The following is a 12,129-nucleotide window of genomic DNA, read 5'->3' on the forward strand; positions in this document are numbered from 1 at the left end:
CGCAGGTCACAGCGCTCTCGCGAGGCGAGACGGGGCGACCGGTGGCGGCGCACGACCGATAAACTGTTCCACCGACGGCGTCGGGTGCAGCCCCCGCCGTTCGCCCATGATCAGCCAGCAGCCGCTGCAACCCCAGGGAGCATTGTGTCCCGTCGTCTGTTCACCTCGGAGTCCGTGACCGAGGGTCACCCCGACAAGATCGCTGACCAGATCAGCGACACCATTCTCGACGCGCTGCTCCGTGAGGACCCGTCCTCCCGGGTCGCCGTCGAGACCCTGATCACCACCGGTCTCGTGCACGTGGCCGGCGAGGTCACCACCAAGACGTACGCGGACATCGCGACGCTGGTGCGCAGCAAGGTCCTGGAGATCGGCTACGACTCCTCGAAGAAGGGCTTCGACGGCGCCTCCTGCGGCGTCTCCGTGTCGATCGGCGCGCAGTCCCCGGACATCGCCCAGGGCGTCGACACGGCGTACGAGACCCGGGTCGAGGGCGACGACGACGAGCTGGACCGGCAGGGCGCGGGCGACCAGGGCCTGATGTTCGGCTACGCGACGGACGAGACGCCGACGTACATGCCGCTGCCGATCTTCCTCGCCCACCGGCTCTCCAAGCGCCTGTCCGACGTGCGCAAGAACGGGACCATCCCCTACCTGCGCCCGGACGGCAAGACCCAGGTCACCATCGAGTACGACGGCGACAAGGCGGTCCGCCTGGACACCGTGGTCGTCTCCTCGCAGCACGCCTCCGACATCGACCTGGAGTCGCTGCTCGCCCCCGACATCCGCGAGTTCGTCGTGGAGCCGGAGCTGAAGGCGCTGCTCGACGACGGCATCAAGCTCGACACCGAGAACTACCGGCTGCTGGTGAACCCGACCGGACGCTTCGAGATCGGCGGCCCGATGGGTGACGCCGGCCTCACCGGCCGGAAGATCATCATCGACACCTACGGCGGCATGGCCCGCCACGGCGGCGGCGCCTTCTCCGGCAAGGACCCGTCCAAGGTGGACCGCTCGGCGGCGTACGCGATGCGCTGGGTCGCCAAGAACGTGGTCGCCGCGGGCCTCGCCTCCCGCTGCGAGGTGCAGGTCGCGTACGCGATCGGCAAGGCCGAGCCGGTGGGTCTGTTCGTCGAGACCTTCGGCACCGCCACGATCGACCAGGAGAAGATCGAGAAGGCGATCGACGAGGTCTTCGACCTGCGCCCGGCCGCCATCATCCGCGACCTGGACCTGCTGCGTCCGATCTACGCCCAGACCGCCGCGTACGGCCACTTCGGCCGCGAGCTGCCCGACTTCACCTGGGAGCGGACGGACCGCGTGGACGCGCTGCGGAAGGCCGCGGGGCTGTAGTCCCGCCCGCTGTTCCGCCGTCCGAGGCCCGGTGTCCCTCGCCAGGAGGGGCACCGGGCCTCGGCGCGTCCGGGGGCTGTGCCGGCTCCCGACCGCGTTCGTCCGTGCGGCTGCCCAGCCGTGCGGGGCGCCGTCGCGTCCACCCGTGCCGTTGGGGGTCTCCCAGGCCCTTGAGCAGTGGGGAGGCACGACGACCGCCCGCGACGGCGGGGGTGCGAGAGCCTGAGGCGCGGGGTCTCCGGGCGGGTCCGCCCGGCCGCCGGGGCCACGGCCGCCCGAGGGGCGCCGGCGTGCGCCCGGTCCGGGGCGGCCGGGGGGGCGTTGTCAGTCGGGTTTGGAAGAATGCAGGCGTGAGCAGCGAGGACGGACAGGGGCACGGGGGTGCGCAGGGCGCGCCGCCCGAGCAGCTCGCGCTCATCCGGGAGAGCGTGCGGCAGGCCAAGGCCCCCCGGGCCAAGCCGCGCACCTGGCGGGGCGCCGCCCTCGCCAAGGAGCTGCCCGTCGCCCGGGTCCTCGTCGACAAGGGCGTGCTCCATCTCGACCGCTGCTTCGACTACGCCGTGCCCGAGGAGCTGGACGCCGACGCCCAGCCCGGGGTCCGGGTGCGGGTGCGTTTCGGAGCCGGCCGGCACCGGGTGCGGGACGGGCGTCGCGAGGGCGGGGGGCTGATCGACGGGTTCCTGATCGAGCGCCTGGCCGAATCCGACTACTCGGGCCCGCTGGCCGCGCTGGCCCAGGTCGTCTCGCCCGAGCGGGTCCTGGACGAGGAGCTGCTCGGCCTCGCCCGCGCGGTCGCCGACCGGTACGCGGGCAGCCTCGCCGACGTCCTCCAGCTCGCCGTGCCGCCGCGCAACGCCCGCGCCGAGCGGCGCGCCTCGCCGGAACCGCTGCCCCCGCCCCCGGCTCCGGCGGCCGGGTCCTGGGAGCGGTACGAGCAGGGCCCGGCCTTCCTGGAGTCCCTGGCCTCGGGCGGCGGCCCGCGCGCGGTGTGGAGCGCCCTGCCCGGCCCGCTGTGGTGCGAGGAGATCGCCCGCGCGGTCGCGGCGACCCTGTCCTCGGGGCGCGGCGCGCTGGTCGTCCTGCCGGACGGGCGGGCCGTGGCCCGGCTCGACGCCGCCCTCACCGGACTGCTCGGGGAGGGCCGGCACGCGGTGCTCACCGCCGACGCCGGACCGGAGAAGCGCTACGCCCAGTGGCTCGCCGTGCGGCGGGGTTCGGTGCGGGCGGTGATCGGGACGCGGGCGGCGATGTTCGCGCCGGTGCGCGACCTCGGGCTGGTCGCCGTGTGGGACGACGGCGACGACAACCACAGCGAGCAGCACGCCCCGCAGCCGCACGCCCGGGAGGTGCTGCTGCTGCGGGCCGCGCAGGACCGGTGCGGCTTCCTGCTGGGCGGGTGGAGCTGCACCGTGGAGGCCGCTCAGCTCGTCGACACCGGCTGGGCGCGGCCGTTGCAGGCCGCGCGGGAGCGGGTGCGGGCCGCGGCGCCGCTGGTGCGGACCGTGGGCGACCAGGACCTCGCGCGGGACGAGGCCGCCCGCGCCGCCCGCCTGCCCACGCTCGCCTGGCAGACGGTCCGGGAGGGCCTGCGGCACGGGCCGGTGCTGGTCCAGGTGCCCCGGCGCGGTTACGTCCCGCGGATGGCGTGCGCGACCTGCCGGGCGCCGGCGCGGTGCCGCCACTGCTCCGGACCGCTGGAGGCGCAGGGCTCGGACGACCTGCGCTGCGGGTGGTGCGGGCGCACGGAGAGCGGCTGGCACTGTCCCGAGTGCGGCGGTTCCCGGCTGCGGGCACAGGTGGTGGGAGCGCGGCGGACGGCCGAGGAACTGGGGCGGGCCTTCCCCGCGGTCCCGGTGCGCACGTCGGGGCGTGAGCACGTTCTGGACACGGTGCCGGACGCGCCCGCCGTGGTGGTGAGCACGCCGGGCGCGGAGCCGGTCGCCGAGGGCGGGTACGCGGCGGCGGTGCTGCTGGACGGGTGGGCCATGCTGAGCCGCCCCGACCTGCGGGCCGGGGAGGACGCGCTGCGGCGGTGGATGGGCGCGGCGTCGCTGGTCCGTCCGCAGTCGGCGGGCGGCACGGTGGTCGTGGTCGCCGAACCGACCCTGCGGCCGGTGCAGGCACTGGTGCGCTGGGACCCGGCGGGCCACGCGGTGCGGGAACTGGCCGAGCGGGGCGAGCTGGGCTTCCCGCCGGTGTCGCGGATGGCGGCGGTGTCGGGGCCGGGGGAGGCGGTGGCCGAGTTCCTCCGGGCGGCCCACCTGCCGCCTCAGGCGGAGGTGCTGGGGCCGGTGCCGATGCCGGTCACCCCGGCGGGCCGCCCCCGCCGCCCGGGCGCGCCCCCGCCCGGCGAGCGGTGGGACCGCGCCCTGGTCCGCGTGCCCCCGGGCAACGGCGCGGCCCTCGCGGGTGCGTTGAAGGCCGCGCAGGCGGCGCGGACGGCACGGGGCGGGAGCACGCCTGTGTGGGTGCGGATCGATCCGCCGGACATCGGATAGGGGTCCGTTCCCCTTTCGAGGGGCGGGCGGGCCGATCAGGTCCGGGTGGGCCGCCGCACGGGCGGGGGCAGGCCGTGTGCCGCGAGGGCATGCCCGTGGCCGCGGGCAGATCGCGCCTTGGGCGGGCGGACGGCTGTGGGGGCGCGTGCGCGGCGCTGTGCTGGGGGACGCCGAGGGCCGCGGGCGCATGCCGGGGGTGTTGCCGAGCGGGAGGGACGCAGGGCGGGTGCGTGCCCGGCGCGCTGAGGGGCTCGACGGCCGTGGCACGGGCGTCGAGGGCTGCCGGCGCGCGCCGGGGAGTGACTCGAGCGGGACGCCCGCGGGACGGGGTGCGTGTCCGGCGCGCGCTGAGGGAGCCCGGCGGCCGTGGCACGCGGCCCGCTCCGCGAGCGGCGCTGCCGACTTCCGCTCGGCGAGCGCGCCATGAGCCCCGGGCGGTCAGGACGGGGCGTGCCCCGGAAAGGGGCGCGCCCTCCCGGGACGGCGGCCGGGAGGGCGGAGGGCGTCAGCCGTTGCGCGGGGCCGGGAACGCCGTGGGGCGGGGGTCGTCGCGGAGGGACGGGCTGCCCGCGGTGGGCTGGGTCGGCATGGCGCGGGCCGCCTGCACGGTGGGCACCGTGGTGACACCGGAACCGACGTTGACCGTGCGGGGGCCCGACGACTCCGTGGTCCGCTCGGTCTCGGCGGAAGCCGCCGCCTGCGCGGCCGCCCGGCGGGCGCCGTACCGGCGGTGCACCGCCTGCTTGGTGACCCCGAGCGCGGAGCCCACCGCGTCCCACGAGAAGCCCAGGGAGCGGTCGAAGTCCACGGCGGCCGTGACCAGGGTCTCGACGCTGTCCCGCAGTTCCTGCGCGAGGCGGACGGTCGGGGCGGGGGCGCGTCCGTAGACGACGAAGCCCGTGGAGGGGCCGGAGCGGCGCGGGCGGTAGACGTTGCCGAGCTGGGCGGTGAGCGTGCGCAGTGCGTCCACCTGCCGGCGGACCCGCTCGATGTCCCGCACCAGCAAGTGCAGGCTGGCCCGAGCCTGGGCGTCGTGGGTTGCGTGGTCGGCCATGAACAAGCCTCTCGAACCGGCGTTGAAAGGGATGGACCCTGTCGGGGCCCGTGGTCAACTCTTTCTTGACCAACGCCGATCCGGTCCCCGGGTCACGGGCTGGGGCGCGGCGGCATATGCGTACGCCCCTGCGGGGGCCGCCCCGGGCGGCGGGGCCGCCTGTTCGGAACGTTCCTGCACGGCACGGCAGGTGTCCCGGACGCGGCACCCTGTCCCTGCGGCCGCGGCGGAGGGCCGCCCCATAGACTGGTGCGTCGCCCGAACCGTCCCCGCCCGAGAGGCCCTCCGCACCCCATGAGGCTCGTCTTCGCCGGTACCCCCGAGGTCGCCGTTCCCGCACTGGACGCTCTTCTCTCCTCCGGGCGGCACGAGGTCGCCGCCGTCGTCACGCGGCCCGACGCGCCCGCCGGACGCGGCCGCCGGCTGGTCGCCTCACCGGTCGCCGAGCGGGCGGAGGAGGCCGGCATCGAGGTGCTGAAGCCGGGCAGGCCGAAGGACCCCGACTTCCTCGAGCGGCTCCGGCAGATCGCCCCCGACTGCTGCCCCGTCGTCGCCTACGGCGCCCTGCTGCCCCGCGTCGCCCTCGACATCCCCGCCCACGGCTGGGTCAACCTGCACTTCTCGCTGCTGCCCGCCTGGCGCGGCGCCGCCCCCGTGCAGCACGCCATCATGGCGGGCGACGAGATCACCGGCGCCAGCACCTTCCTCATCGAGGAGGGGCTGGACTCCGGGCCCGTCTACGGCACCGTCACCGAGGAGATCCGCCCCACCGACACCAGCGGCGACCTGCTCACCCGGCTGGCCTTCGCCGGCTCCGGACTGCTCGCGGCGACGATGGACGGCATCGAGGACGGCACGCTGAAGGCCGTGCCGCAGCCCGCCGACGGCGTCAGCCTGGCCCCCAAGGTCAACGTCGAGGACGCGCGCGTGGACTGGCGGGCCCCGGCGCTGCGCGTCGACCGGGTGGTGCGCGGCTGCACGCCCGCGCCCGGCGCCTGGACCACCTTCCGCGGTGAGCGGCTGAAGATCGTCCAGGCCACGCCCGTACCGGACCGCGCCGACCTGGCGCCCGGCCGGCTGTCCGCCGGGAAGAACAACGTGTACGTCGGGACCGGTTCGTACGCCGTGGAGCTGCTGTGGGTGCAGGCCCAGGGCAAGAAGCCGATGCGCGCCGCGGACTGGGCGCGCGGGGTGCGGATCGCGGCCGGGGAGACCCTCGGCGACTGACGCCCCCGGCTCCCGCCCTGCGTACGCCGTAGGCTGGAGCGCGCACGCCCACCCACATCCGGAGCACCTTTTTCGTGAGCGACCAGCCCCGTCGGCCCCGCAGGCCCGCCAAGCCCTACCGCCGTCCCCAGAAGGACCCCGTCCGCATCCTCGCCTTCGAGGCGCTGCGGGCCGTGGACGAGCGCGACGCGTACGCCAACCTCGTCCTGCCCCCGCTGCTGCGCAAGGCGCGCGAGAACGAGGGGCCCGAGAAGTTCGACGCGCGGGACGCGGCACTGGCCACCGAGCTGGTGTACGGCACCCTGCGCCGCCAGGGCACGTACGACGCCGTCATCGCGGCCTGCGTCGACCGGCCGCTGCGCGAGGTGGACCCGCCGGTGCTGGACGTGCTGAGCCTCGGCGCGCACCAGCTCCTCGGCACGCGGATCCCGACGCACGCCGCCGTGTCCGCCACCGTGGAACTGGCCCGGGTGGTGCTCGGCGACGGGCGCGCCAAGTTCGTCAACGCCGTGCTGCGCAAGATCGCCCAGGACGACCTGGACGGCTGGATCGAGCGGGTCGCGCCGCCGTACGACGAGGACCCCGAGGACCATCTCGCCGTCGTGCACTCCCACCCGCGCTGGGTGGTCTCCGCGCTGTGGGACTCCCTCGGCGGCGGACGCGCCGGCGTCGAGGAACTGCTGCGCGCCGACAACGAGCGGCCCGAGGTGACGCTGGTCGCCCGTCCCGGGCGGGCCACCACCGACGAGCTGCTGGCCGAGGAGGCCGCCGTCCCCGGCCGCTGGTCCCCGTACGCGGTGCGGCTCACCGAGGGCGGGGAGCCCGGCGCGGTCCCTGCGGTCGCCGAGGGGCGGGCCGGGGTCCAGGACGAGGGCAGCCAGCTGGTGGCGCTCGCGCTCGCGGCGGCGCCCGTCGAGGGGCCGGACCGGCGGTGGCTGGACGCGTGCGCGGGGCCCGGCGGCAAGGCCGCGCTGCTCGGCGCGCTCGCCGCCGAGCGCGGGGCCGTGCTGCTCGCCTCCGAGAAGCAGCCGCACCGGGCGGGGCTGGTCGCCAGGGCGCTGGCCGGGAACCCCGGCCCGTACCAGGTGGTCGCCGCCGACGGGACGCGTCCGCCGTGGCGGCCCGGCAGCTTCGACCGGGCGCTGGTCGACGTGCCGTGCACCGGTCTCGGCGCCCTGCGCCGGCGGCCCGAGGCCCGGTGGCGGCGCCGCCCGGAGGATCTGAACGGCTTCGCGCCCCTCCAGCGCGGGCTGCTGCGGACCGCCCTGGAGTCCGTGCGGGTCGGCGGCGTCGTCGGCTACGCGACCTGCTCACCGCACCTCGCGGAGACGCGCGCCGTGGTGGCGGACCTCCTCGAGCAGTTCCCGGACACCGAGCTGATCGACGCCCGCCCCCTCCTCCCCGACGTCCCCGACCTCGGTGACGGCCCCGACATCCAACTCTGGCCCCACCTGCACGGCACCGACGCGATGTACCTCGCCTTGATCCGCCGCACGGCCTGACCCCGGGACAGCAGGCGCCCTCGGCCCGCCCGCGACGGAAGGCTCCCGCGCGGAGCGGTGTCAGCGGGACGGAGACCGGCAGGTCCCGGGTGCCGTCGTGCCGGGGCGCCCGCCACGGGACCTCCGCGTCCGTGTCCCCGCCCCCCCCCGCCGACGGACGGCCGCCGGGCTCGCGGCGCCGTGGGCGACGGCTCCGGGCGGGTCCGGGCAGGACCGGCCAACGCGGGGCGGCGGCGCGGATCTTCGTGTCCTCGTCCCCGTCGACCAGTCCCCGGACGCTTCGCACCGCCGCGCGGCGCAGCGCATACGCTTGGGGCATGGCCCCGCAGATCAGTCCCAGCATCCTGTCCGCCGACTTCGCCCGGCTCGCCGAGGAGGCGAAGGCCGTGGAGGGAGCCGACTGGCTCCACGTCGACGTGATGGACAACCACTTCGTGCCGAACCTGACGCTCGGCGTGCCGGTCGTGGAGTCGCTCGCCCGTGCCACGGACACGCCGCTGGACTGTCATCTGATGATCGAGGCGCCCGACCGCTGGGCGCCGCAGTACGTGGAGGCGGGGGCGGGCTCCGTCACCTTCCACGTGGAGGCGGCCACCGCGCCCGTCCGGCTCGCCCGGGAGATCCGCGCCAAGGGCGCCCGCGCCTCGATGGCGCTGCGGCCGGCGACGCCGGTCGAGCCGTACGAGGATCTGCTGCCCGAGCTGGACATGCTGCTGATCATGACGGTTGAACCGGGCTTCGGCGGGCAGGCGTTCCTCGACATCATGCTGCCGAAGATCCGCCGCACCCGTGAGCTGATCAGCAAGCACGGTCTGGAGCTGTGGCTGCAGGTCGACGGCGGTGTGTCGGCCTCGACCATCGAGCAGTGCGCCGACGCCGGCGCGGACGTCTTCGTCGCGGGTTCCGCCGTGTACGGCGCGTCGGACCCGGCCGAGGCGGTCCGTGCCCTGCGCAAGCAGGCGGAGGCGGCGACGGCCAAGGCGTCGTGGCCGTCTGACCACTGAGCGTCATGTACGTGAACGGCGGGCAGCAGGGCTGATCGACAGCGCCGGATCTGCAAGGATGAACGGCGAGTCCAGAGCGTGAACAGCAGTGAGGAGATCGCCGTGTCGGGTATGTCGGCGGGCCGGTCAGCCATGCGGATGGGACCCGCTGAGCTGGTGCAGGCGGCGGCCATGGCCCGCCGCTTCTACCTCGAGGGGAAGTCCAAGATCCAGATCGCCGAGGAGTTCGGCGTCAGCCGCTTCAAGGTGGCCAGGGTCCTGGAGACCGCCCTCGAGCGGGATCTGGTACGCATCGAGATCCGCGTACCCGCCGAGCTGGACGCCGAGCGCTCGGACGCGCTCCGCGCCCGCTACGGCCTGCGGCACGCCGTCGTGGTCGAGTCCCCGGCCGAGGCCGAGGAGACGCCCGACCCCGAGAACCTGGGAGAGGTGGCCGCCGACCTGCTCGGCGAGCTGGTCAACGAAGGGGACGTGCTGGGCCTCGCCTGGGGGCGTTCCACCATCCACATGGCGGCGGCCCTGGACCGGCTGCCGCCCTGCACGGTCGTCCAGCTGACCGGCGTGTACGACGCGGGCACGGCGGAACGCGGCTCGGTCGAGGCCGTGCGCCGCGCCGCGCAGGTGTCGGGCGGCGACGCCCACCCCATCTACGCGCCGATGCTGCTGCCGGACGCCGCCACCGCGGAGGCGCTGCGCCACCAGACGGGCATCGCGCGGGCCTTCGAGTACTTCGACAAGGTCACCGTCGCCTGTGTGTCCATCGGCTCCTGGGAGCCGGGCATCTCCACGGTGCACGACATGCTCAGCGACGAGGAGCGGGCGCACTACGCCTCCCTCGGCGTCGCCGCCGAGATGTCCGCGCACCTCTTCGACGCCGAGGGCCGCCGGATCGGCCGCGACCTGGGCGAGCGGTGCATCACTGTCAAGACCGACCAGCTGCGCAGGGTGCCCGAGGTCGTCGCCATCGCCGGCGGACAGCGCAAGGGGCCGGCGATCGACGCGGTGCTGCGCTCCGGCCTCGTCACCAGTCTGGTGACCGACACCTCGGCCGCCGACTACCTGATGACCGCCGGACCCGCCCCGCGTTCCGCCCTCAACCGCGCGGACCCCGACGGCCCCTGACGGCGCGTGGGACCGGGAGGCGACCGGCGGCGTCGGCCGCATGCTGCCGTGAAGAGCCCTCCTCCCCGCCTCTCGTGGCCTGCCCGCTGCTCGCCCTGCCGGCGGGCCGCTCGACCGCCGGTGACGAGAGCGGGGCATCGGCGGCGTGGGCCGGGGAACTGCCCACCGTGCAGGCGTCCGGCCTGCCCGCCGGGACCCGGCGTATCCCGGAACTCACCGACGAGGGCGGCCCCTTCCCGTACGAGCGGGACGGCGCCCTGTTCGGCGACTTCGAGGGGGGCTGCCGCCCCGGCACGACCGCGGCCCCTCCCACGAGTGCACGGTGCCCGCGCCCGGCTCCGACGACCGGGACGCCCGGCGTCCACCGGCGGGAACGACGGGACGTCCCGCACCGACGCCCACCACGCGACGTTCACGGCGGTACGGGGACGCCCCGCGACCCCACCGCCCGGCTCGTCGTCCCCCTCGCCCTCGACGGAGTGACCGGCAAGGCGGGCCCGACGGCCCGCCGCGCCCGCGCGCTCGGTCCGCCCGACCGGTTCGGGCGCGACGGGGACGCCCTCGCGGACTCCCTCGCCGGCCGCCCCGCCCGGCCCGGAGCCGCGGCCGAGCGCGGGCTGCTGCCCGCCGTCCGCGGCTGGCGGGCCCACGCGGACGCCCCCCGGGAACGGGCGACCGTCCAGGAGGTGTTCGCCGAGGCCGTGGAACGCGTCCCGTCGCTCACCGTGACGCTCGCCCTTGGAGGATCCGCCGAGCACCTCCCCGACCGGGCTGGACGATCCGACCGGGACCGGCGTCACGGTCACCGTGGGAGAATGAAGTACGTGCTCTTCCCCCTGGCTGACCTGTCCGGGGGCCGCCTCTGATCGACTGGGATGTGCAGCACGTGCGTTTCCTCAACGACATCCAGCCCCCGTACGACCTGACGTACGACGACGTCTTCATGGTGCCGAGCCGCTCCGCGGTCGGCTCGCGGCAGGGTGTCGACCTCAGCTCGCCCGACGGCACCGGCACCACCATCCCGCTCGTCGTCGCCAACATGACCGCCATCGCCGGCCGTCGCATGGCCGAGACGGTCGCCCGGCGCGGCGGACTGGTCGTCATCCCGCAGGACATCCCGATCGAGGTCGTCGCCGAGGTCGTCTCCTGGGTGAAGGACCGCCATCTGGTGCTGGACACCCCGATCGTGCTGGCCCCGCACCAGACCGTCGCCGACGCGCTGTCCCTGCTGCCCAAGCGGGCGCACAACGCGGGCGTGGTCGTCGACGAGGAGCACCGGCCGGTCGGCGTGGTCACCGACACCGACCTGACCGGCGTGGACCGCTTCACCCAGCTCGACGAGGTCATGTCCAAGGACCTGATCCTCCTCGACGCCGACAGGGACCCGCGCGAGGCCTTCCACACCCTCGACGGCGCCAACCGCCGCTACGCGCCCGCCGTGGACCGCGACGGCCGCCTCGCGGGCATCCTCACCCGCAAGGGCGCCCTGCGCGCCACCCTGTACACGCCGGCCACCGACGACCGGGGGCGGCTGCGCATCGCCGCCGCCGTCGGGATCAACGGCGACGTGGCCGGCAAGGCCAAGCAGCTCCTGGAAGCGGGCGTCGACACCCTCGTCATCGACACCGCGCACGGCCACCAGGAGTCGATGATCAACGCCGTGCGGCTGGTGCGCGGGCTCGACCCGCAGGTCCCGGTCGTCGCCGGCAACATCGTCTCCGCCGAGGGCGTCCGCGACCTCGTCGAGGCCGGCGCGGACATCGTCAAGGTCGGTGTCGGCCCCGGCGCCATGTGCACCACCCGGATGATGACCGGCGTCGGCCGGCCGCAGTTCTCCGCCGTGCTGGAGTGCGCCGCCGAGGCGAAGAAGTACGGCAGGCACGTCTGGGCCGACGGCGGTGTCCGTCATCCGCGCGACGTGGCCATGGCCCTCGCGGCCGGCGCGTCGAACGTGATGATCGGCTCGTGGTTCGCCGGTACCCACGAGTCCCCGGGCGATCTCCAGCACGACGCGAACGGCCGCCCCTACAAGGAGTCCTTCGGCATGGCGTCCGCCCGTGCCGTGCGCAACCGCACCTCTGAGGAGTCCGCCTACGACCGCGCCCGCAAGGCGCTGTTCGAGGAGGGCATCTCCACCTCCCGCATGTTCCTCGACCCGGAGCGCCCCGGCGTCGAGGACCTGATCGACTCGATCGTCGCGGGCGTCCGCTCCTCCTGCACCTACGCCGGCGCCGCCACGCTGGAGGAGTTCGCCGAGAAGGCCGTCGTCGGCGTCCAGAGCGCGGCCGGCTACGCGGAGGGCAAGCCGCTGCACGCCAGCTGGAACTGACCCACCCGGTGAGGCGGGTGTGGAACGGGCCACACGGCCG

The 12,129-nt window shown here is 75.5% G+C and carries 9 protein-coding genes; 8 read left to right on the forward strand and 1 reads right to left on the reverse strand.

Annotated features, from left to right (window positions below; genetic code table 11):
• The first annotated feature begins 144 nt into the window (after positions 1 to 144).
• Complete coding sequence (gene metK / locus ACIQ8B_RS11515) at positions 145 to 1,353, forward strand: methionine adenosyltransferase (RefSeq protein WP_290004343.1); 1,209 nt, start codon at positions 145 to 147, stop codon at positions 1,351 to 1,353.
• 350 nt (positions 1,354 to 1,703) lie between these two features.
• Positions 1,704 to 3,851, forward strand: a complete 2,148-nt coding sequence (locus ACIQ8B_RS11520; RefSeq protein ID WP_290004342.1) for a primosomal protein N' — start codon at positions 1,704 to 1,706, stop codon at positions 3,849 to 3,851.
• A 505-nt stretch (positions 3,852 to 4,356) separates the two neighbouring features.
• On the opposite strand, the gene ACIQ8B_RS11525 is transcribed toward ACIQ8B_RS11520, so the two are convergent.
• Complete coding sequence (locus ACIQ8B_RS11525; protein WP_106415147.1) at positions 4,357 to 4,905, reverse strand: hypothetical protein; 549 nt, start codon at positions 4,903 to 4,905, stop codon at positions 4,357 to 4,359.
• A 294-nt stretch (positions 4,906 to 5,199) separates the two neighbouring features.
• Between ACIQ8B_RS11525 and fmt the strand changes: the two genes are divergently transcribed.
• The 6 genes from fmt to ACIQ8B_RS11555 all read left to right on the forward strand — a co-directional run bounded on the left by fmt (position 5,200) and on the right by ACIQ8B_RS11555 (position 12,089).
• A complete protein-coding gene (fmt, locus tag ACIQ8B_RS11530; protein WP_403546536.1) occupies positions 5,200 to 6,132 on the forward strand; it encodes a methionyl-tRNA formyltransferase in 933 nt (310 codons plus the stop codon).
• Between the two features lie 74 nt (positions 6,133 to 6,206).
• The gene (locus tag ACIQ8B_RS11535) at positions 6,207 to 7,634 is read left to right on the forward strand and encodes an RsmB/NOP family class I SAM-dependent RNA methyltransferase (RefSeq protein ID WP_290004340.1); all 1,428 of its coding nucleotides are present in this window, start codon (positions 6,207 to 6,209) and stop codon (positions 7,632 to 7,634) included.
• A 317-nt stretch (positions 7,635 to 7,951) separates the two neighbouring features.
• Positions 7,952 to 8,638: a ribulose-phosphate 3-epimerase gene (gene rpe / locus ACIQ8B_RS11540; RefSeq protein WP_290004338.1), complete on the forward strand. Its 687-nt coding sequence runs from the start codon at positions 7,952 to 7,954 to the stop codon at positions 8,636 to 8,638.
• A gap of 78 nt (positions 8,639 to 8,716) precedes the next feature.
• The gene (locus tag ACIQ8B_RS11545) at positions 8,717 to 9,760 is read left to right on the forward strand and encodes a sugar-binding transcriptional regulator (protein ID WP_106415151.1); all 1,044 of its coding nucleotides are present in this window, start codon (positions 8,717 to 8,719) and stop codon (positions 9,758 to 9,760) included.
• Between the two features lie 74 nt (positions 9,761 to 9,834).
• Positions 9,835 to 10,626 (forward strand): barstar family protein, encoded by a 792-nt coding sequence (locus ACIQ8B_RS11550; protein ID WP_403546537.1) that lies wholly within the window; start codon positions 9,835 to 9,837, stop codon positions 10,624 to 10,626.
• A gap of 20 nt (positions 10,627 to 10,646) precedes the next feature.
• On the forward strand, positions 10,647 to 12,089 hold the full coding sequence (locus tag ACIQ8B_RS11555; RefSeq protein ID WP_290004474.1) for a GuaB1 family IMP dehydrogenase-related protein: 1,443 nt from the start codon (positions 10,647 to 10,649) through the stop codon (positions 12,087 to 12,089).
• Positions 12,090 to 12,129 lie beyond the last annotated feature (40 nt).

Source organism: Streptomyces sp. NPDC096105 (genome assembly GCF_044763335.1).
Taxonomy (GTDB): Bacteria; Actinomycetota; Actinomycetes; order Streptomycetales; family Streptomycetaceae; genus Streptomyces.